This is a genomic window from Enterobacter sp. 302C9 (assembly GCF_034106085.1).
In the GTDB taxonomy this organism is placed as follows: domain Bacteria; phylum Pseudomonadota; class Gammaproteobacteria; order Enterobacterales; family Enterobacteriaceae; genus Enterobacter; species Enterobacter asburiae_B.
On sequence record NZ_JAWNBW010000002.1, the window covers coordinates 308,503 to 328,977 of the forward strand.

Sequence of the window (20,475 nt, forward strand, 5' to 3'; positions counted from 1 at the left end):
TAATTACATTCAGGATACAACTGGCACGGCCTGCGACCGCCCGACTTCTGTTACTGCTTCAACGTGCTCTTTCACATTAAATACCGCGACCAGTCCGGTCAGACGATCCGCCTGGCTGGCCAGCTGATCGGTTGCCGCTGCCGCTTCCTCAACTAACGAGGCGTTCTGTTGCGTCACCTGATCCATCTGGCTGACGGCCTGGGCAACCTGCTCAATCCCGCGGCGCTGTTCATCCGACGCAGAGGCAATCTCGCCCATGATGTCGTTCACCCGCGTCACGGAGGTGACGATCTCGTGCATGGTTTTCGCCGCCGTATCCACCAGCGTTGAGCCCTGCTGAACGCGCGAAACCGACTCTTCGATCAGGACCTTAATTTCTTTCGCCGCGTTGGCGCTGCGGCTCGCCAGGTTACGCACCTCCCCCGCCACCACCGCAAACCCGCGCCCTTGCTCACCGGCGCGCGCCGCTTCCACGGCGGCATTCAGCGCCAGAATGTTGGTCTGGAACGCGATACCGTCAATCACGCTGATGATGTCACCAATTTTCTGCGAGCTGGTGGCAATCTCCTGCATGGTGCTGGCGACATGGGACGCCTGGTCGCCGCCTTTCTTCGCCGTCATCGCCGCCTGTTTTGACAGGTCAGACGCCTGACGCGCGTTATCGGCGTTCTGGCCTACCGTCGCGGTTAACTGCTCCATGCTGGCCGCAGTCTGCGCCAGCGAGGCCGCCTGCTGCTCGGTGCGGGACGAGAGATCGTTGTTCCCCGCCGCAATCTCAGAGATCCCGGTGTGCATGGCATAACTGCCCTGCCGCACGTCGCTCACCGTTTCCCGCAGCGATCCCTGCATCGCCTTCAGGCTCGCAAAGATCGCCGAAATTTCGTTCTTGCCGAACACCGCCACCGGACGCGCCAGATCCCCTTTCGCAATGCTGTCGAAGTGGCTGCTGATAATCGCCAGCGGCTGCACAATCATTCTGCGCGACCAGAGCAGCGCCCCGCCGGTCAGCAGTCCTGCCAGGATCACCACTACGGCAAAGATGACGCCCGACATATGATAGCTTTGACGGCTCTGGTCACCGGCACGCTGAACAGACTGGTTAATATCCTGCTGCCACGCGTTAAAGCTGCCGTCAAACGCCGCCTGAGACGCCTGAACCGGTGCGGTCATAAAGTCCGAAAGCTGGTTGTTCTCAAGCCACGTCGCCTGGTGGTCCAGATCGCTGTACCACTGCTCAAAGTTCGTCTTCATGGCGGCCTTCAGCGCTTTCTCTTTCTCGCTGTCGGCGGCCTGCGCCGTAAAGGCTTTAAACTGTGCGTCAGCCTGCTTCAGGCTGTCGCGCGCGGTCGCCATCAGCGCTTTGATGTCATCCGGCGGATAGCTCAGCGCGGTTAAGGTTCCCGCCTTGTTCAGCGCAGTGCTTGCCTGCAACAGCACGGCACGCGTTTGTGCCAGTGCGGAGCGCTGCTGATTACTCGCCTCAACTTCCTGCAAATTCTGATAGCCATCGCGAAACGCCCAAAAAGACAACCCGTTACTGCCAACCTGCAACACACCGCAAAGGATCAGAATCAAAAACAGTGTGGTCGAGATACGAATACGATTTAACATCCACGCTCCCATCAAGCGGCAAGCAGCCGCGGTTTAATTGTCAGTCAAAATGTTTCCCAGTTTTCATCTTGTCCGGTCGTCGCGGTGCGCGTACGGTTTACAGCCGATTCAGCGGCTGGCACGCGATACGTCGCCTGCGGGGTGACCGTGTTTCCAGCGAGTGAAGCGAGACGAAACGCCGAGACGGCCATCTTCAGACGGCTCGCCTGGTCTTCCAGAGCAGCGGCCGCCGCAGCGGACTCCTGCACCAGCGCGGCGTTTTGCTGTGTCACGCGATCCATTTCCGATACCGCCAGGGCAACCTGGTCGATACCACGACTCTGCTCATCGGACGCAGAGGCGATTTCACCCATGATGTCCGTCACGCGGGTGACGGCATTCACGATGTCATTCATGGTCTCCCCGGCGCTTTCCACCAGCACGGAGCCGGTATCCACGCGGGAGACGGAATCTTCAATCAGAGACTTGATCTCTTTGGCCGCGTTGGCGCTGCGGCTGGCCAGGTTGCGTACTTCCCCGGCCACCACGGCAAACCCGCGCCCCTGTTCACCCGCGCGCGCCGCTTCCACGGCGGCGTTCAGCGCCAGAATGTTGGTCTGGAAGGCAATGCCGTCGATAACGCTGATGATGTCGGCGATTTTCTTCGAGCTGTCGGCGATTTCGTGCATGGTTTTCACCACGCCATCCACCACGCGGCCGCCGCGCTGTGCCGTCTCGGAGGCGCTTTCCGCCAGCTGAGACGCCTGGCGGGCGTTATCGGCGTTCTGCTTCACGGTCGCGGTGAGCTGCTCCATGCTGGCGGCCGTCTCTTCCAGGGCGGACGCCTGCTGCTCGGTACGAGAAGAGAGGTCGTTATTCCCCATCGCAATTTCGCTGGTGCCGGTGTAGATAGCCTCCGACCCGTTACGAACGTTGGCAACGGTTTCGATTAACGAACGCTGCATATGGTCAACGCTGTTTGCCAGCTCGGTGATCTCATTGCGCCCGGAAACGGTCAGCGTTTTGGTCAGGTCACCGCCGGCAATTTCACGAATGTGGGCAATGACGCGCCCGAGAGGGTTCAGCAGGATATGGCGAATGCCGTACCAGACCGCGACCAGCACAATGACCAGCGCCAGCGCCATCACGGCCATCTGCCATTTTGCAAAGCGGTAGTCATTCTGGCTTGCCGTAAAGGCCGAGTGATAGAGATCGCCACTGACCTTCGCGTATTCCCCCAGCGCCGCGCCGAGTGCGTTTTGCATCCCCTGCGTTGGCTGCGCGAAATAGGCGTCCATATTGCCGCTCTCCAGGAACTGAATCAGCTCTGTCAGGCCGGTATGGTAGGCATTGTATTTTTCATCGATATTCTGGCTCACCTGCTCCATAGCAGGCTGCGGGGCGATCTTTTTGAAGGCGTCGTAGTGTTTCGCGGCGTCAGCGAGGGTGGCACGGGCATTTTTCAACAGATCGGTTTTCGCGCTGCTCTGCTGATTGTTGGGGTCCATCATCATGCGCGCGGACGAGCGGCTCAGGTTGATACGCGTTTGCAGCATCAGATCCCACGTCGACGTGAGTTCACTCTGCTGCAGGCGGAGATCGTTCGAGGCCGCGAAGCTGTCCTGGTTCTGTTTTAATGACGAGAAAAAAAGCCCGCCGGAGATGAGCTGAAGAAGTGCGAAAATGACCAGCACCATCATGAGCATTGTGACAACGCGGATACGGTTCAACATACAACACCTTCTCATAGATTTATTAACGGTGTTATCGGCACAGCCCACAGGAACTTTACATTTGCGAAAGGGAAAAGCGCGGGGTTAAAACGCCACGTCGACAATCAGCGTGTCGGTGTAGGTTCCGGCGGGCGGCGTGGCCTGATTGGTCAGGACTTTCGCGGTGTAGTTGTAGGTGCGCAGTAAACCGTCGGTACTGACCTGGGACGATACCGCGCTGGACCAGCGCTCGCTGCCGCTGCCGCCCCAGCGGTTACCGGTGGCTTCCTTATAGATGTCGTAGCTCATGGCGTTGCTGCCGCTCACCATCCGCCGCACGTTGTTCAGCGCGTTGGCACCGTTATTAATGCCGATGGTATACGAACTTCCTTTGGTACAGGTGACGGCAATCGCCTGCGAGACGGTGGGGAAACTTTGCACCAGCGGCGCGCTGTTGAAGTTCACATCTGGCGTGGTCATGGCGCTGCAGTCGTTGGTAACGGTCATATCCAGCAGGATGGTGGTTGTCGCGGTTCCCGTCTGATTGATTGTGCAAACGCCAAGCGCGCCCACGGAGCAGACGCTGTAGTTAATGCTGAAGGTTAACTGCACCTGATATGGCCCGGCAGTGACGTTTTGCCCGGCGACGGTGCGGAAATAGAGCGGAATGTTGTACTGCTTTGACCCCAGCAACCCCAGGAGGGTACTCCCGCTCCAGGTATACGATTTACTTATCTGTACCTCGCTGCTGCTCGCGCATCCCGATAATCCGCACAGCCGGGTGGGGATCACGTCGGTGATGGCCGCATTATCCGTGCGTTTCATCGTGGCCCGGCTGCTGCCCGAGACAGATGCCGCGGTGTAGGTCAGCGTTACCGAGTCGCTGGTCAGCAGATTCAGTACGGCATCGCAGGCCACCACCAGCGTGCCGGTGGTTTGAACTTCTCCGGTTCCGCTAAGCGCGAACGAGGTGACGCTGCCAAACGACGCATTAACCGTACTGACGGTACACGCCGCCCAGCCGCCGCCGGAGAACAGCAGCAGGATGAATAGCAGCAGGCGCGTCATGGCTCCTCCCGGCAAACCAGCGGCCCGTAGGTTTTCAGCTTGTGCTCCGGATTGGCCCCCACGGTCAGGGTAGTCTTACAGCGCCTCCCGTCAGGTGCAATCACCTCCAGCGGGTTCACATCGCTGAGATTTTCCAGCCAGGCGATGCCGTCATACCCCACCACCGCATTGCTGCGCGAGGCGCGTCGAACCAGGCTTCCCACCGGCAACGCCTTCCCGCGCGCGTCATGCAGAATAACGCTGGCCACCCGTTCCTGCTCCATCGGGAAATCGACCAGATAGCCGCTGTGGCGCCGAATCGCGATCCGCCGCTCGGTCTCTTTCAGACGGGTATCCGCCGGCAGATTCAAAGTATCAATCCGGTAGCTTGCCGGGTAATACGCCGACACCCCGCTGACTAGCAGGTAGCCGTTGTTATTGGTTTTACCGACGGGCTGGTTCTCATAGCTGACGGGCACGTCCGGGTGCCCGTCGGTACTGATGACCACAAACGCATCGTTGATCTTATTCGCCGCGAACAGCTCGCCGTCCATCAGCACAACGGCGCCCATCGCCTCGCCCCACCAGGTCATGGTATCCCTTTCGCCATAGCCGCCGCCCTGCAGCTCGATGTTGTTATTGCGCCAGCCCAGCGTACCCTGTTGATAATCACTGGATCTTGACTGGTTGGCCCAGGCCATGTTCCAGCTGAACCCACCGTCAGAAGGCATGGAGTGGTTGTAGTTAATGCGCTGGGTACTGCCTGCATCCGGGGTGTTTTCAACGGTGACGGCAGCGCTGTCGCGCGCCCCCAGCGGCACCTGCAGCGACAGCGCGACCGTCCAGTCTCCCCGCTGCCGATCCCGGCTGCCGGCCAGGTAAATACTGCTCGCTCCCCACAGGTTTCGGCTCCAGGAGAGATTGAGCAGCTCGGTTTTTTGGCTGTCAAAACTCTCCACGCCGATCCAGGCCGCACCGATATTGCCGTACCGTCCCAGATTGAAGGTCAGCGAATACTGGTCCGTATTACGGCTAAAGCTGGCGATGGGCTTATCGTTTTCGTCATACACCGTCGGCTGATCGTAAAGAGCGAGATTGCCAAAGCCGCGGTCGCGACGCGTGTGCTGGGTGGCGACGCTAAACTCGCTGGTACTGTACTGGTAACCCCAGTTGATTTGCCCGCCCGCATCACCGCGCATGCGGCTTTGCGAGTAAGAGGTATTCACCACGCCAAACTGGCCGAGTTTTATCACCGTCCCCGCGCCGCCCAGCGCCAGCTCCTGCGCCCCTTCCGCGTGGCCCTCGAGGGTTAGCCAGTCCGTCATCCCGTAGCGATACGAGCCGCTGCCGGCTGCCGGACCGTAGTCAAAATTCTTGATGCCGTAATTACGCCGCAGGCTGCCGAGCGTCACGGCGCCGTCGCTCAGCCCTTGTTTGAGCAGGTCGCTGGTGACGTAAAACGGTAGCGTGGTGCTTACCTGGCGCCCCAGCGCATCCGTTGTGACCAGCACCGCATCCCCGGCGCCGTTGATATAGGGCAGATTAGTCAGGGTGAAGGGGCCCGGCTGAAGCTGGGTTGAGCCGGAGCGATAGCCGTTGATAAAAAGATCGACCGAAGTGGGTACCGCGGCTTCCCCCGCGAACTCGGGCAGCGGCCATGTCACCAGGTCAGGACGCAGGGAGAAATCCCGCCCGACGCTTATCCCCCCCATCCGCACGCTGGAGCTCCAGCTCAGGGCATCGCTGATCACGTCCCCGGCGCTCCAGCTCATCGCGTCATCTTCGTTGGTGAACAGCAGGGTCGTGTCATAGCGGACATACCCTTCCTGCTGTCCATCGTTACCGGTGAAATTTTCCCGCGCGTAACCGGTCGAGGAAAACGAGCCGTTCTCGTTGAAGTAGCGGAACTCATGCCAGATCGACGCCTGACCGCCGATATGTTCCGTGTGGTTGGTGTAGAGATCGTAATTCAGCAGCGCCCCGCGCCCGTAGTGCGGTTTGGCCTGCGCCGCTTGCGCGCTGAAAGGCGTCACGCGGGCCGTCACCCAGTCGCGGGGAACGTTAAGCAGCAGGCGCTGCGCGGCGCTGTCGTACTCCACCCGAACCTGAGCAAGCGAGGAGAGATTTACCTCGCCGGTGGGAACGTGCGCCGGGGGCAGCCCCGCGCGCAGCAAATCGGCGCTGGAGATAAAGAAAGCGCCTTTACGCTGCGTCACGGGCACGACCAGGCCGGTATCGTAGTGATTGACCACGATGGCCAGCTGGAAAACCGCTTCATCATTTATCGCCTGTGCCTGGGGAGGCGGCGGTAAACTGTCGTCGCCGGGCCCGGCCAGGGTCGCTGAACTGACGCATAGCAGTATCATCATCGCCGGCTTCAGTTGACGGGCGTCGACTGCCATTGTTCGTCCCTGGCATTAATCTGCGCGCTCATCCGCTCTGGCTGACGAACGCTAGCGGGTATAGGCCAGCTGCGGGTGCTGCCCGGCAGGACGTAACCCAGCAATCCTTCCGCCACCGTGCGTTTCTGACCTCCCTGCTCCAGCGCCACCTGGCTCAGCCTGACGTGAACATCACCCCGATTTTTGACCTCCAGCGCAGGCTTCCCCTCCGCCTGCGTCACCCGCCAGCTCAGGTTTTGGGTCTCCGCCAGCGCGTGATGCGCGCCCTCTTTGATGGTCGGGATCCCCTGTCCATATACGAACAGAGGGATGGAGTAACGCATCTGCAATTTCAGGCCGATGGCGGGTTCGGCTTTGGCATCTGGCTGGGGAATTTCATCGACGATAATACGATAGGCCTGTTCGACCCCAGCGGGAACCGAAGCCTGTTTGATAAGGCGAATAAGCTGCTTGCTGCCTGTGCCAATCGTGACGATGGGCGGGCTGACGACCACGTCCTGCTGCGCGGTATAGCGCTCGTGTCCGTCCTCCTGCTTCCAGCGCACGATGCGGACCTGCATCGTCGTGGCACTATTTCCCTGGTTCTGGATCCACAGTTCCGTGGCGTTGGCGTCTGCAGCAAGCCAGGGATCGATGGGCCAGAGCAGGATGGTGGCCGCCGCCTGCGCCTGGCCAGCAACCGCCATTCCCAACGCGCCCGCCAGACAAACCGGTCTGAAAAATGGCTTCATCAACACTCTCCCTTTATTACCATGACAAGGTCACGGTGAGCTGATCGGAATAGGTTCCCGCCGGGCTAAACCCGGTCAATAGCGCCACGCCAAAAAGCGGCAGCGCGATGTTATTGCTGTTGGTATAGGTCACCGCTATCGCCTGGTTGACGCCAATTTCGCTGTTTGCGGCCAGCGAGCTGCTGCTGTAGAGCCGGTATGGCACCACGTCGGCGCCGTTCGCGCGCTTCATGCGGCGAACGGATGAATAATTTTGACCGCCATTAATGCTCATGCTCAGCGCCACGCCTGGCGTACAGGCAATAGACAACGCCCCGTTTGGCACAAAGCTAGTGCTCACCGGCGCGCTCTCGACGCCGTTATGGCTGCCAAAATCCAGCGTACCGAGAAGCCCTCCGCTACCGGTGGCCACCGCGCATCCCGGTACAATCGTCGCGCTGACCTTAAACGACTGGGATGTCACCGCATCTGCCGTGGGCATCGTGAGCAATCCGACGATCAGCGCGAAAAAAGGCTGCACGCGTCCCTCTGCGCGTTTGCGCAGACCTGTGAGAGATGCCTTCATGGCGGTTCGGGACTAGTAGGTGACGCTGACGTTAATCGTGTCGGTGTAGGTTCCCGGAACGACCGTCACGCTGTTACCGCCGCCGGTAATCCGTCCGTAGAGGGTGTAACTGTCCACCCCTCCGGCCGTAGACGCGATCGGCAGCGCGGCGTTATTGGCAATCACGGTGTTAAACCCGCTGTCGCTGTACAGGCTGTAAGCCACGCCCTGTGCCGCATTGGCCGTATTCACCAGATAGCGTTCAGGCGTGCCCGGCGAACCGACAACGGAGCCGGGCGCGGTGGAGTGGGTATTACCGGTGATCGCGACCGTATAGCTGGCGGTCGTACATTGAATGGTGAAGGTGTTTCCGCCGCTGGCGCCGCTCAGCTGCGTCGTAAGCGTGGAAAAGGTTGCCGGATGGGTACCGAAATCGAGCGTACCGAAGTTAATACCACTCTGCGCGGGCGAGCCGTTTATCAGACACCCATTTGTCAGCGTCAGCGTTGCACCGATGGTGCCGCTGCTGGTGACGGCCAGCGCCTGATGGGCCGTTATCGCAGCCAGTAAGGTGCCTGCGCAGATCAAAAGAAGTTTTCTTTTCATTTACCACCCTCCAGAAGACGTCTCCGTTCCCTTGCCACATTTTATTTTTGTCGTTCAAGATGTTAGCCCCGCTTAACGTTCCTCTGAGGGGGTTATTGAGAATTTAGTTTATGGATATCGCTTCGACCACCAGCCCGTTAACGCATAAGGCATATGTCTTATTGACTCAATTTTCTTATAAATAACAGAAAGTTAAATTAATTCAGGCAGCAATTTCATTCTATCCGGGGAGAATATATCCATTAAAGTGTGACGACGATCACAATATATCGTCAGCGCATTAACAACAAAATTAATAAAAATTAAAAAGGAGTTGTATCCCCCTACACTTTGCGTCAATTTATGTGCCGAATAATTTCCCGCATCGTAATAAAAAATTTATATGTATCGACGCGGGCTACATCTGAAGCGCATAGAGGGTCTTTTTTCGTGGCAAGTGCAAACAAACTCACACTCTTCATCGTGATATTCATGCTGGCGGGTATTCTTTCAGGGGCAGCAATTCATGAGTATGCATCTGCGGATGCCATCAAAGCCTGGTCGGATAATATTACCCTTCTGACCGATATTTTCCTCCGTCTGATCAAAATGGTCATTGCACCCTTGGTCTTCAGCACGCTCACCGTCGGCATTATGAAGCTGGGCGAAACCTCCACCATTGGCCGCGTTGGCGGCAAAGCGATGGTGTGGTTTATCAGTTCATCCGTGCTCTCTATTCTGGTTGGCCTGTTTATCGTCACGCTGGAGCATCCGGGAAGCGGTCTGAACCTGACGGTTCCGACAGAAGCGGTGGATACCGGCCTGGCCGTGGGCGGCATGACGCTGAAAGCGTTCCTGTCGCACACCATTCCAACCAGTATCGCGGGGGCGATGTCGAACAATGAGATCCTGCAGATTGTGGTGTTCTCAATGTTCTTCGGCATCGGCGGCGCGTCGCTGGGGCAGAAATTCAACGCGCCGCTGGTGGCCGCGCTGGATGTGGTTTCCCATATCATGCTGAAGGTAACGGGTTACGTGATGTACGTTGCTCCGCTGGCCATTTTCGCGGCGATTTCATCCGTCATTGCCACGCAGGGTCTGGGCATTCTGCTGAACTACGCCTCCTTTATTGGCGGCTACTATGTTGCCATTCTTCTTACCTGCATGGTGCTGCTGGCCGTGGGCTACATGGTGCTGAAAAAAGAGGTGTTTCGCCTGGTCAGCATGCTGAAAGATCCGGTCCTGGTGGCCTTTACCACCAGCAGCTCTGAAGCCGCCTACCCGAAAACGCTGGAACAGCTGGAGCGCTTCGGCTGCTCGCGCAACATCGCCTCTTTCGTTCTGCCGATTGGCTACTCCTTCAACCTGGTGGGTTCGATGGTGTACTGCTCTTTCGCCTCGATGTTTATCGCTCAGGCGTACAACATTCACCTGAGCTTCTCTGAAGTGACGGTGCTGATGCTGACCCTGATGCTGGCGTCGAAAGGGATAGCCGGCGTACCGCGTTCTTCACTGGTGGTGCTGGCAGCAACCATTCCGAGCTTTAATATTCCGGTGGCGGGGATTCTGCTGCTGATGGGGATCGACCACTTCCTGGACATGGGCCGTTCCGCAATTAACGTGCTGGGGAATGGGATCGCGACCGCGATGCTGTCGCAGAATGAAGGCGCGCGGGAAGCGGAAGCTGAGCTGGTAAAGCAGGAAGCGTAAGGTGAAAAAAAGGGTGAGGCCTGATGCCCTCACCCCTGCCCTCTCCCACAGGGAGAGGGAGCAAACACAAAAAACGGCAACCTGGGTTGCCGTTTTGCATTTACCTACGCTACGTGACTCGCGGCGATATCCAGCAGCGCCATCTCATCGCTGTTCAGCAGCTTCTCGATGTTCACCAGAATCAGCATACGCTCGCCGAGCGCGCCCAGGCCGGTCAGGTATTCGGTCGACAGCGTGACCGCAAACTCCGGCGCAGGACGAATTTGGTCAGAGGTCAGGGAAAGCACATCAGATACGCCGTCCACCACGATACCTACCACGCGCTGCCCCAGATTCAGAACGATCACCACGGTGTTGTCGTCGTAGTCAACGTCGCCCTGGCTGAACTTCACGCGCAGGTCCACGATTGGCACAATGACGCCACGCAGGTTGGTGACACCTTTAATAAAAGCAGGCGTGTTAGCGATGCGGGTAACCTGGTCGTAACCACGGATTTCCTGCACTTTCAGGATATCGATGCCGTACTCCTCATCGCCTAAAGTGAATACCAGGAATTCCTGCCCTGATGGCTCGCCCGCCAGTTTCGTTACATTACTCATACCGGTCATGTTATTACCTTCTACTTAATCAGGCGGCTGTGTACGCCACACGTTGTTCACGATTTAATCCCTGAAGCGCCGACACATCGACGATCAGCGCCACGCTACCATCACCCAGAATGGTGGCGGCAGAAATACCCGGCACTTTGCGGTAGTTGCTTTCGAGGTTCTTCACTACCACCTGGTGCTGACCAATCAGCTGATCGACCAGCAGCGCGTAGCGGCGGCCCGCGCTTTGCAGGATCACAACGATGCCCTGCGTGGCCTCTGTCTTCGCCCCGTCCACTTCGAACACTTTCCACAGCTCCACCAGCGGCAGGTACTCACCGCGCACTTCGAGCACGCGCTCGCCGCCCGCCAGCGGATGCAGATCTTCTTCACGCGGCTGCAGGGATTCCATCACGGCGTTCAGCGGCAGGATAAAGACTTCGTCCGCCACTTTGACAGACATGCCGTCGAGGATCGCCAGCGTCAGCGGCAGCAGGATGCGAATGGTGGTGCCAGAACCCTGTTTAGACTGGATCTCAACGTGGCCGCCCATCTCCTGGATGTTACGTTTCACCACGTCCATGCCTACGCCGCGTCCGGACACGTCGGTCACCTGCTCCGCGGTAGAGAAGCCCGGCGCGAAGATGAGCATGCCCACCTCTTCGTCGGTCATGTTTTCATTGACCGCCATCCCCTGCGAAATCGCTTTTGCCAGGATGCGCTCGCGGTTAAGACCCGCGCCGTCATCGGTCACTTCGATGCAGATATTCCCGCCCTGGTGTTCCGCAGAGAGGATCAGGTTGCCGACCGGCGATTTTCCGGCGGCAATGCGGTTTTCAGGCAGTTCAATACCGTGGTCGAGGCTGTTACGCACCAGGTGCGTTAACGGGTCGATAATGCGCTCGATCAGGCTCTTATCCAGTTCGGTTGAGCTGCCCATCAGGGTCAGTTCAATCTGTTTATTCAGCTTGCTGGCAAGGTCGCGAACCAGACGCGGGAAGCGGCTGAAGACATATTCCATCGGCATCATACGGATGGACATGACCGATTCCTGCAGGTCGCGGGCGTTACGCTGCAGCTGACCCATGCTGGTGATCAGATCGCCGTGCGTGACTGGGTCCAGTTCGTTAGAACGCTGGGCCAGCATCGACTGGGTGATCACCAGTTCGCCCACCAGGTTAATCAGCTGGTCGACCTTCTCAACCGCAACGCGGATGCTGGTTGACTCGCTGGAGCGCGCGGCAGGTTTCTCACCGCGGCCAGGTGCCGCGGCCTCTTTTGGCACTGCCTTCAGCGCCGGAGCCGCAGGAGCCACAGCCGGTGCGGCGGCCTGAGCGACAACGGCCACCTCTTCCGCAGCGGCAGGGGCGTCAACCGCGGGCGTTTCGGTTTCGAAGGCGATCTGGTCAGCTTCAATCACAAAGCACAGTACCGCCACGATATCGTCCTGGCCAATACCGTCATCAAGCGTCGCGGCAAGGCTGTCTTTGCCTTTTACCACGTTGCTTAACTTCGCCAGGTTACCCAGCTCTTCTTCCAGCAGGTTAACTTCATTCTCTTTGAGACGTGACAGCACAACGCGCAGTTTGCCCGCTTGTGCAGCGGCTGGCGCGGCCTCGTCGGCAGCAACCGCATCGACAACGCTCAGTTTCGCCGCAGGGACAACGGCTGCAGCGACCTCACCTTTTGCTTCCAGGGCGAGCTGGCGCAGCGCATTGCAGATGTATTCAAAGCTGGCGGCATCAGGCTCTGCCGAACTTTTATAGGCGTCGAGCTGTTCCTGCATAATATCTTTGGTTTCCAAAAACAGGTTGATAATGTCGGTATTGAGCTGCATCTCACCGCGTCGTGCTTCATCAAGCAGGTTTTCCATTAAATGGGTCGTTTCCTGCAGGATGGTAAATCCAAACGTTCCGGCTCCGCCTTTAATAGAGTGCGCCGCACGGAAGATGGCATTGAGCTGCTCGGAGTCCGGTGCTTCGGGCACCAAATCGAGCAAGTGTTGCTCCATATCGGCCAACAATTCGTCGGCTTCATCAAAGAATGTCTGGTAAAAATCGCTAATATCCATGCTCACGCTATCACCTCGGATTGGCTGGTGGCGATGTTGGAACGGCAGCCGAAGGAACGGCCCCAGGCTGTTTTAAATCGTCCAGTGACTCATTCTGACTTTCGGCGTTTTCATGCAGGATGGCCTGCTCCGCCTGCTGGTTCAGCACTAAAAGACTGATACGACGGTTGATGGCATCATCCGGCCCGCGGTCGGAAACGCGCATGGTTGCGGCCATGCCGACTACGCGCAGTACCTTGCCATCATCAAGCCCACCTACCACCAGCTCGCGACGCGAGGCGTTGGCACGATCGGCAGAAAGCTCCCAGTTGCTGTATCCCTTCTCCCCACTGGCGTACGGGAAATCATCCGTGTGTCCTGACAGGCTGATTCGGTTAGGAATGCCGTTCAGCACCGGTGCAATGGCACGCAGAATATCGCGCATGTACGGTTCGACTTCCGCACTTCCGGTTTTAAACATTGGGCGGTTCTGGCTGTCGATAATCTGAATACGCAGCCCTTCCTGCACCAGGTCGATCTTCAGATGCGGGCGCAGCGCGCGCAGCTTTGGATCCGCTTCAATCAGCTGATCGAGATCGCCCCGCAGTTTCTTCAGACGCGCCTGCTCCATCTTTCTTTTCAGCTCGTCGATGTTCGGCTCTTTTTTCACCTCACCCTTCTGCTGGGTGTAATCATCGCCGCCGCCCGGGATCGGGCTTTCGCTGTTAGAGATACGCGGCCCACCGGCCACCGCCGTTGCCAGCGGCGTTCGGAAATATTCGGCAATCTGGATCAGTTCTTTTGGGCTGGAGATGGAGATCAGCCACATCACCAGAAAGAACGCCATCATTGCGGTCATAAAGTCGGCGTACGCAATTTTCCACGAGCCGTGTGCGCCATGCCCGCCGCCCTTGTGCTTGCGTTTTTTTACGATGACGATCGGATGGGACTGGTTTTTCATGCGTCCTCAGTTGTCGTCTGTTGGTTTGGATTTTTCACCGCACGCACGTGTTCTTCAAGCTCGATAAACGACGGACGCTCGCTGGAGTAAAGCGTTTTACGGCCAAACTCAACCGCGATCGGTGGCGCGTAACCGTTGAGGTTAGAGAGCAGCGTGATCTTCACGCACTGCATCATTTTGGTGGTTTCCGCGCTCTTCTGGCGCAGAACGCTCGCCAGCGGAGAGATGAAGCCGTACGCCAGCAAAATACCGAGGAAAGTCCCCACCATCGCGTGGGCAATCAGCGCGCCCAGCTCGGCTGCCGGACGGTCTGCCGAGGCCAGGGCGTGAACCACGCCCATTACCGCGGCAACGATACCGAATGCCGGAAGCGAGTCGCCGACCAGCGCCAGGCTGTTGGCCGGCACTTCAGATTCGCTTTCGTGGGTTTCGATCTCTTCGTCCATCAGCGCTTCGATTTCGAAGGTGTTCATGTTGCCGCTGATGATGAGTCGCAGATAGTCGACGATGAAATCCAGCATCATGGCATCAGCAAGAATTCGCGGATAGCTGGCAAAAATTTCGCTCTCTTTCGGGTTTTCAATATCCCGTTCAAGCGAGAACATGCCCTGCTGACGCGACTTCGCCATCAGGCGATAGAGCAGTGCCAGCAGATCCATATACATGCTTTTGGTGTATTTCGAGCGACGGAACAGCAACGGAATCGCTTTCAGCGTGCCCTTGATCGATTTACCGTTGTTACCAACGATAAAAGCCCCTACCCCTGCACCGCCGATGATAATAAGTTCAGCCGGTTGATAGAGTGCTCCAAGGTGCCCGCCGGTCATCATGTAACCGCCGAAAACTGTACCGAGAACTACCAGGTAACCTAATAAGATAAGCACGACATCATCCTTCCGCTAGTGACTATGGCAAGGACGTCCAGCTCGCAGCGTTTACCGTTTGCGGGGTAAAAAAAAGCAGCGGTAATTGCTTACCGCTGCTGGAATCTTTCCCACACGTTCGGGTTAAACAGCTTGTTCGATCTGTTCATCCAGCAGTTGTGGAATAATATCGGCAGCATCCCGGGAAAGTTTACGTCTTTTTACTGCGCGGGATGGAGGCTGACATAAACTACAGGCGAAGCTGCCTGCAGGTTGATGAGCATGGGTAATAAAATTGCCGTCGCAGCAGTTGCAGCGCGACAGTTCAAGCATTCCGCTCTCAACAAAACGCACCAGCGTCCATGCGCGGGTCAGCGCCAGCAGAGGGCCTTCTTCCTGCTGTGGGCATTGTTCAAGGTAAAGTTTGTACGCTTTGATCACGGCGTCAACGCCGCTACACAAACCGGTTTTGAGAAGATACTGCCAGGCATTACAGAACATGGAAGCATGAATATTCTGCTCCCACGTCATAAACCAGTCGGTAGAAAACGGCAGCATGCCTTTCGGCGGGGGACTACCACGTAACTCTTTGTACAGTTTGATGAGACGACCACGGCTCAGCTGAGTCTCGCTTTCCAGCATTTGTAAACGAGCACCCAGTGTAATCAGCTCCATGGCCAACTGTATGTCACGCGCTTCCTGAACAATGCTTTTCTCGCTCATTGCTAGGCCCTTTTCTTACGGGCTACGTCATCAGGCTGGCTGATTTCGTTAAGCAAGCGAGTGGAAAGAAGAATACCGGTATGGATCTGTTGAAGATCGTCCACACGGGATTCCTGCGTCAGACGCGTTATTGTCTGTGAATCATCGAAACGGAACTGGCAAACCAGTTGATTCGTTTCAGCCAGTTTAACCATCTGCGGGAGGGTTAAGCCGCCCAGCATGGTTGCCATTTCTTCGTTAATACCCAGACGAAACATCGCGGACGCCTTGTCCTGACTAATCAAACGCTGCGCGAGCAGTAAATACGACAAATTGATGTCATAGATATGTTTTAGCAACTCGGATGTATGCATTGTTCCCATCCCGAATAACCAACTATTATTTTTATGCGGAAAGACCGCACCCCGTGATGTCGCCGGGAAATCACCCGGTATAAAAAAGAAAAGGCTAAATGCATAGTTGAATTTAGGTTTGTATTCACTGAAACCGTAAGAGAGAAACCGCGAATGCGTCTCTTACATGATTTATCATTTCTTACAAATAACTAAGATTTTTCCTAATTCGACGCAAACTCTACTCGTCAGTTTTGACACATACAATCCAGCCACCCTCAAATTTAAAAAAAATGTGATCCACGTCACACAATTTAAGTGAATATGACCCATAAATCCATCAGTATGACTTGTAATTTGGTCAAAATTTAGCCAATCGGTACTGTTTTGTATTCTTAATTGACGAATACTCATGCAGAAGGGTGATCCAAACTGGCATGCAACGTGCTTTTCATGCCGTAAGCGCCGCTCGGAAACATTTACATCAGGCCCCTCTCCTGGAAACATTTTTCTTACCGTGAAAAAACATATAGTTATGCAGGTAGCACAAAAAAGATGTTTCAGGACGTGATCATTCGAAATGAGTTTGTAACGCATCAAAACGATTTAACAGTCCAGGCGTGGATTTGTGTGATTTACGTTAAGTTGTTAATTTTTTTCATTTAGGCGCATTTTTCAGTTATTCTTCTTATAAGAATAATTAATGAATAATTATGATAAGCTTCACACTAATGTCGTAATCTGCTCTTGCAGAACCGGAGATTTCGCGGTAAAGGTGGTTAAACGCTGTCTTTCAGACATCTAAGGAGTGCGCCATGAGTTACTCCCATCTTCTTGTTTCCGTTGCAGTTTCCCCCGAAAGCCATCAGCTCGTCGCCCGGGCGGTTTCCATTGCCAGACCCCACAATGCCCGCATCAGCCTCATCACCCTCGCCGCAGAGCCGGAGATGTATAATCAGCTGGCCGCCCCCATGCTGGAGGATATTCGCGAGGTTCTGCAGGAAGAAACGCAGCAATTTCTGCGCGAATTAGTGGAAAAGGCACAATATCCTGTTTATGAAACTGTTATTGCGACCGGGGAACTTAACGCCCATATTCTCGATATGTGTCGCAGACAAAATATAGATTTAGTGATTTGCGGGAACCATAACCACAGCTTTTTATCGCGGGCAGCCTGCGCGGCGAAATCTATTGTCGCGTCGAGCCAGGTCGATGTGCTGTTAGTGCCGCTTGGGGGGCATTAGCCCCCCAGCAGTAAATCAGGCGAGTTTAGGGAAGGTCGCGATCTTTTTTTGCAGATCGCCTTCATGACTTTGCGGAGCGATATTCCGGAGATCCTGAATAAAACGCGCCTGCCAGTGGTTAATATCGTTCTTCCGGATCGTCTCCATCATGTCAGCATGGCGGGAAATACGTTCCGTGAGCGGCATTGTCAGGGCGCGATTCAGCGCGTTCGCCACGTCATCCCTGTCATAAGGGTTAACGATGAGCGCCGACGTGAGCTCATTTGCGGCTCCGGCAAACTGGGAAAGCACCAGAACACCCGGGTCGGCAGGATCCTGGGCCGCCACATACTCTTTCGCTACCAGATTCATCCCGTCGCGCAGCGGCGTGACCAGCCCAACGTCAGCATAGCGGAAGACCTTCATCAGGATCTTACGGTCAAAGTGTTGATTCAGGTAAAACAGCGGCGTCCAGCCCAGCTGGCCGTAGCGGCCATTAATGCGCCCTGCTTCTGTCTCCAGCTGATGACGAATATCCTGATAGGCCTGAACCTCACCGCGCGACGTCGGCGCAATCTGGGTATAGCGAATTTTCCCGTGATGCTGCGGGTATTTATCCAGCAGCGTTTCATACGCCAGGAAGCGTTCCGGCAGCCCTTTGGAATAATCAAGACGCTCAACCGAGAAGATATTTTTCACGTGCTTGAGTTCATTCTTAAGCTGCGCCAGCTTCGGCGGCAGCGGGCCGGAAGCCTGCTCCGCGATTTCGTCAGGTTCAATCCCTATTGGATAGACCTCGGTGTGGAAGGTTTTCCCCCACGCCGTATGGGTTTTCCCGCCTTTGGTCACCAGACGCGCTTTGCCAGACACGGAGTCAAGGAACGCGAGGCGGTCATTTTCGGTCTGGAAGCCCAGCAAATCGTAATCACACAGCGCCTCCAGCAGCTCTTCATGCGGCGGCAGCGCGGTAAAAATTTCCGGCGTTGGGAAAGGAATGTGCAGGAAGAAGCCAATCCGGTTATTCACCCCCCTCTTTCGCAGCTCTCTCGCGAAGGGCAACAGGTGATAATCGTGGATCCATAAAATATCGTCTTCCTCTATTAATGGCAGCAGTTTATCCGCCAGCAGCGCATTTACGCGCGAGTAGCCTTCGAAGGATTCACGCTGGAATTTGACCAGGTCAAGACGATAGTGGAACGCAGGCCACAGGACGGCATTTGAGAACTGCGAGTAATACTCGTCATAGTCTTTCTCTTTCAATGCAAATGAAGCCCACGTAATGTTTCCGCGCGTCACCTTGTTGAGCGGTTTCTCCTCTTCACTGATTTCTCCACTCCAGCCAAACCACAGCCCGCCAGCGGCTTTTAAGGCACCTAACACCCCTACCGCCAGGCCACCCGCGCTGGCTTTTTTATCATCCGGCGGTGCGATTCGGTTAGAGACGACGACTAAGCGACCCATAATGGTTTCCCCCTTTGCTTTGCGCTATTTGTTGTTGTTGCTGGTTAGCGATGTCAGATATCCACTGCCAGACGCTGGCGACATCCGCCAGTCGCCATTCGGCAACCGTGTCACCAGGCCCCACCTTGACGGCGATCCCTCCGGCCTGATTCACCACGCGAAACCCGGCCTCGTCGGTCAGGTCATCCCCAATGAAAACGGGCGTTCGCCCTTTGAAAGGCGGCGACGCCATAAACGCGGCGATGGCCGCGCCTTTATTAATCCCTTTCGGTTTTAACTCCACGACGCATTTGCCGGGCTGCAACGCCAGCTGTGGATGGGCATCCGCAACCGTTTGAGCCAGCGCCAGTACGGCCTCCTCATGCTGCGGCGCCTGACGATAATGCAGGGCAAAGGCCATGCCTTTGGCTTCCAGCTCGGTGCCAGGCAGCGCTTCCAGCGCAGCAGAAAGCTGCTTCTGGAGCGTTTGCGTGAGTGCGTCAGGGAGTGAAACGATATGCGTGTGATCATGGATGTCGCGGCGCTCCGCTCCGTGTACACCGGCCAGCGGAAAGTGGTAAGGACTGGCGAGCGTATCCAGCTCGGCCATTGAGCGCCCTGATATCAATGCCAGTGCTCCCTCGTTCATGAGCGAGAGCTGATGCAAATCCTGTAACACCGCATCCGGAATAGACACCTGGTCAGGGTGCGGTTTTATCCCGGCGAGCGTGCCGTCGAGATCGAAAAAGAAAGCATAGTGTCCGGGCAGTACAGGCGGTGCGGTTAACATGTCAGCCACCCTTTTCCTCCTTACGGTTTACGAGAGGTAAACGCCTTTACCTCTTTCATAGCCATGTAAGTATAGACAGTGTGACGTCGCTCGCCATTTGACAACCGCCCCGCCAGTTTTACTGGCGGGGCGGTTAAGGGGTCAACTATGGTTATAAGTTGAGCAATAAAAGACAGGAAAAAGGGTTACAGGGTACGCTTCGCTTTTTGCTTGTAACGGTCGAAAATCACCGCTGCCAGCAGGATCAGACCACGAACCACGTACTGCGAGAACGGCGAAATATTCAGCAGGTTCATGGCGTTCTCCACCGTGCCTAAAATCAGGATACCGGCCACCACATATGAGATTTTTCCGATGCCGCCCTTGAGGGAAACGCCCCCTAAAACGCAGGCCGAAATGACGATCAGCTCGTAGCCAATAGAGGTCATCGGCTGGCCGCTGGTCATACGCGAAGCCAGGATAATCCCCGCGGCGGCAGAAACCAGCCCTGAGAGCACGAAGATAATAATCTTGGTTCGCACCACCGGTACCCCGGCCAGACGGGCGGCCTCTTCGTTACCGCCAATCGCCAGAGTATTGCGGCCAAAGGTGGTCCGGTTGAGCAGGAAGCCGAACAGGATCAGGCAGGCCACGGTCAGCCAGATTGGCGCAGGCAGCCCCAGCCAGTTGGCGTAACCCAGGGTAAAGAAGCGCTCGTCTTCAATCCCCACCGCTTTACCGTCGGAGATGATATAGGCCAGCCCGCGGACAATTTGCATCGTCGCAAGCGTGGTGATCAGGGCGTTAATCTTCAGGCGTGCGATAACAAAACCGTTCACCAGACCGCTGATGACGCCGAGTAGCAGACCGGCGAGAACGCCAATCCACAGGCTCTCCGTCATGTTGATCACCACTGCCGTCGTGACGCCCGCACAGGCAATCACCGACGCCACCGACAGGTCAAAATCGCCGGAGGCCAGGCAGAACAGCATCCCGCAGGCCACCATCCCGGACATGGAAATGGCCAGCCCCAGCCCCTTCATATTAATGAAGGTGGCAAAGTTAGGAACAAAGATCGCGCAGGCGAGGAACAGTGCGGCAAAGACCACCAGCATGCCGTACTGATCCCAGATACGTCCAAAACTCAGCGCCGACTTCGACTTCGGCGCTCCGGATGTAGTAACAGAGGACATCATTAACTCCTTA

18 protein-coding genes are annotated in these 20,475 nt (G+C 56.4%); 2 read left to right on the forward strand and 16 right to left on the reverse strand.

Translation table 11 applies throughout. The features are described 5' to 3' along the window. Positions 1 to 9: 9 nt before the first annotated feature. The 7 genes from tap to UR289_RS07215 all read right to left on the reverse strand — a co-directional run bounded on the left by tap (position 10) and on the right by UR289_RS07215 (position 8,632). Positions 10 to 1,611 carry a methyl-accepting chemotaxis protein IV gene (gene tap / locus UR289_RS07185; RefSeq protein WP_023312254.1) on the reverse strand — a complete coding sequence of 534 codons (1,602 nt, stop codon included), beginning with the start codon at positions 1,609 to 1,611 and terminating at the stop codon, positions 10 to 12. A 44-nt stretch (positions 1,612 to 1,655) separates the two neighbouring features. Beyond that, a complete protein-coding gene (gene tar / locus UR289_RS07190; RefSeq protein ID WP_064672730.1) occupies positions 1,656 to 3,323 on the reverse strand; it encodes a methyl-accepting chemotaxis protein II in 1,668 nt (555 codons plus the stop codon). Positions 3,324 to 3,407: 84 nt separating this feature from the next. Further along, positions 3,408 to 4,370, reverse strand: coding sequence for a spore coat protein U domain-containing protein (locus UR289_RS07195; RefSeq protein ID WP_087822794.1), 963 nt, complete (start codon positions 4,368 to 4,370; stop codon positions 3,408 to 3,410). Next, positions 4,367 to 6,751, reverse strand: coding sequence for a fimbria/pilus outer membrane usher protein (locus UR289_RS07200; protein ID WP_320709571.1), 2,385 nt, complete (start codon positions 6,749 to 6,751; stop codon positions 4,367 to 4,369). The genes UR289_RS07195 and UR289_RS07200 overlap by 4 nt, the downstream gene beginning before the upstream one ends. After that, a complete protein-coding gene (locus UR289_RS07205; protein WP_320709573.1) occupies positions 6,727 to 7,482 on the reverse strand; it encodes a molecular chaperone in 756 nt (251 codons plus the stop codon). The genes UR289_RS07200 and UR289_RS07205 overlap by 25 nt, the downstream gene beginning before the upstream one ends. A gap of 16 nt (positions 7,483 to 7,498) precedes the next feature. Continuing rightward, positions 7,499 to 8,047: a spore coat U domain-containing protein gene (locus UR289_RS07210; protein ID WP_047061108.1), complete on the reverse strand. Its 549-nt coding sequence runs from the start codon at positions 8,045 to 8,047 to the stop codon at positions 7,499 to 7,501. 12 nt (positions 8,048 to 8,059) lie between these two features. Beyond that, complete coding sequence (locus tag UR289_RS07215) at positions 8,060 to 8,632, reverse strand: spore coat U domain-containing protein (RefSeq protein ID WP_320709576.1); 573 nt, start codon at positions 8,630 to 8,632, stop codon at positions 8,060 to 8,062. Positions 8,633 to 9,061: 429 nt separating this feature from the next. On the opposite strand from UR289_RS07215, the gene UR289_RS07220 reads away from it, so the two are divergent. Beyond that, entirely contained in the window at positions 9,062 to 10,321 is a 1,260-nt protein-coding gene (locus UR289_RS07220; RefSeq protein ID WP_045326773.1) for a dicarboxylate/amino acid:cation symporter, read from the forward strand. Positions 10,322 to 10,425: 104 nt separating this feature from the next. On the opposite strand, the gene cheW is transcribed toward UR289_RS07220, so the two are convergent. From cheW to flhD, 6 genes are all read right to left on the reverse strand, one after another. Beyond that, positions 10,426 to 10,929, reverse strand: coding sequence for a chemotaxis protein CheW (cheW, locus tag UR289_RS07225; protein WP_023312262.1), 504 nt, complete (start codon positions 10,927 to 10,929; stop codon positions 10,426 to 10,428). A gap of 19 nt (positions 10,930 to 10,948) precedes the next feature. Next, a complete protein-coding gene (gene cheA, locus UR289_RS07230) occupies positions 10,949 to 12,985 on the reverse strand; it encodes a chemotaxis protein CheA (protein ID WP_094935637.1) in 2,037 nt (678 codons plus the stop codon). 4 nt (positions 12,986 to 12,989) lie between these two features. Next, entirely contained in the window at positions 12,990 to 13,919 is a 930-nt protein-coding gene (motB, locus tag UR289_RS07235; RefSeq protein ID WP_032658606.1) for a flagellar motor protein MotB, read from the reverse strand. Next, positions 13,916 to 14,803, reverse strand: a complete 888-nt coding sequence (gene motA, locus UR289_RS07240; protein ID WP_008500417.1) for a flagellar motor stator protein MotA — start codon at positions 14,801 to 14,803, stop codon at positions 13,916 to 13,918. The genes motB and motA overlap by 4 nt, the downstream gene beginning before the upstream one ends. A 123-nt stretch (positions 14,804 to 14,926) precedes the next feature. Then, on the reverse strand, positions 14,927 to 15,505 hold the full coding sequence (gene flhC, locus UR289_RS07245; RefSeq protein ID WP_013096051.1) for a flagellar transcriptional regulator FlhC: 579 nt from the start codon (positions 15,503 to 15,505) through the stop codon (positions 14,927 to 14,929). 2 nt (positions 15,506 to 15,507) lie between these two features. Continuing rightward, on the reverse strand, positions 15,508 to 15,858 hold the full coding sequence (gene flhD / locus UR289_RS07250; protein ID WP_008500415.1) for a flagellar transcriptional regulator FlhD: 351 nt from the start codon (positions 15,856 to 15,858) through the stop codon (positions 15,508 to 15,510). A 794-nt stretch (positions 15,859 to 16,652) separates the two neighbouring features. On the opposite strand from flhD, the gene uspC reads away from it, so the two are divergent. Then, positions 16,653 to 17,081, forward strand: a complete 429-nt coding sequence (gene uspC, locus UR289_RS07255; protein ID WP_033145878.1) for a universal stress protein UspC — start codon at positions 16,653 to 16,655, stop codon at positions 17,079 to 17,081. A gap of 15 nt (positions 17,082 to 17,096) precedes the next feature. Here the strand turns inward: uspC and otsA are convergent, their stop codons facing one another. The 3 genes from otsA to araH form a co-directional block, all read right to left on the reverse strand. Further along, positions 17,097 to 18,521, reverse strand: a complete 1,425-nt coding sequence (gene otsA / locus UR289_RS07260) for an alpha,alpha-trehalose-phosphate synthase (protein WP_033145879.1) — start codon at positions 18,519 to 18,521, stop codon at positions 17,097 to 17,099. Continuing rightward, positions 18,496 to 19,299 carry a trehalose-phosphatase gene (gene otsB, locus UR289_RS07265; RefSeq protein WP_033145880.1) on the reverse strand — a complete coding sequence of 268 codons (804 nt, stop codon included), beginning with the start codon at positions 19,297 to 19,299 and terminating at the stop codon, positions 18,496 to 18,498. Before otsB ends, otsA begins: the two co-directional genes overlap by 26 nt. 176 nt (positions 19,300 to 19,475) lie before the next feature. After that, positions 19,476 to 20,462 (reverse strand): L-arabinose ABC transporter permease AraH, encoded by a 987-nt coding sequence (gene araH, locus UR289_RS07270; protein WP_029742191.1) that lies wholly within the window; start codon positions 20,460 to 20,462, stop codon positions 19,476 to 19,478. Positions 20,463 to 20,475: the final 13 nt, after the last annotated feature.

Excerpts from the sequence above, each read along its gene's own strand:
- UR289_RS07205 (WP_320709573.1), bottom strand. The coding sequence starts at position 7,482 with ATGAAGCCATTTTTCAGACCGGTTTGTCTGGCGGGCGCGTTGGGAATG.
- flhD (WP_008500415.1), bottom strand. The coding sequence starts at position 15,858 with ATGCATACATCCGAGTTGCTAAAACATATCTATGACATCAATTTGTCG.
- flhC (WP_013096051.1), bottom strand. The coding sequence starts at position 15,505 with ATGAGCGAGAAAAGCATTGTTCAGGAAGCGCGTGACATACAGTTGGCC.
- uspC (WP_033145878.1), top strand. The coding sequence starts at position 16,653 with ATGAGTTACTCCCATCTTCTTGTTTCCGTTGCAGTTTCCCCCGAAAGC.
- motB (WP_032658606.1), bottom strand. The coding sequence starts at position 13,919 with ATGAAAAACCAGTCCCATCCGATCGTCATCGTAAAAAAACGCAAGCAC.
- UR289_RS07210 (WP_047061108.1), bottom strand. The coding sequence starts at position 8,047 with ATGAAGGCATCTCTCACAGGTCTGCGCAAACGCGCAGAGGGACGCGTG.
- cheW (WP_023312262.1), bottom strand. The coding sequence starts at position 10,929 with ATGACCGGTATGAGTAATGTAACGAAACTGGCGGGCGAGCCATCAGGG.
- otsA (WP_033145879.1), bottom strand. The coding sequence starts at position 18,521 with ATGGGTCGCTTAGTCGTCGTCTCTAACCGAATCGCACCGCCGGATGAT.
- UR289_RS07200 (WP_320709571.1), bottom strand. The coding sequence starts at position 6,751 with ATGGCAGTCGACGCCCGTCAACTGAAGCCGGCGATGATGATACTGCTA.
- tap (WP_023312254.1), bottom strand. The coding sequence starts at position 1,611 with ATGTTAAATCGTATTCGTATCTCGACCACACTGTTTTTGATTCTGATC.
- araH (WP_029742191.1), bottom strand. The coding sequence starts at position 20,462 with ATGTCCTCTGTTACTACATCCGGAGCGCCGAAGTCGAAGTCGGCGCTG.
- UR289_RS07215 (WP_320709576.1), bottom strand. The coding sequence starts at position 8,632 with ATGAAAAGAAAACTTCTTTTGATCTGCGCAGGCACCTTACTGGCTGCG.
- tar (WP_064672730.1), bottom strand. The coding sequence starts at position 3,323 with ATGTTGAACCGTATCCGCGTTGTCACAATGCTCATGATGGTGCTGGTC.
- UR289_RS07195 (WP_087822794.1), bottom strand. The coding sequence starts at position 4,370 with ATGACGCGCCTGCTGCTATTCATCCTGCTGCTGTTCTCCGGCGGCGGC.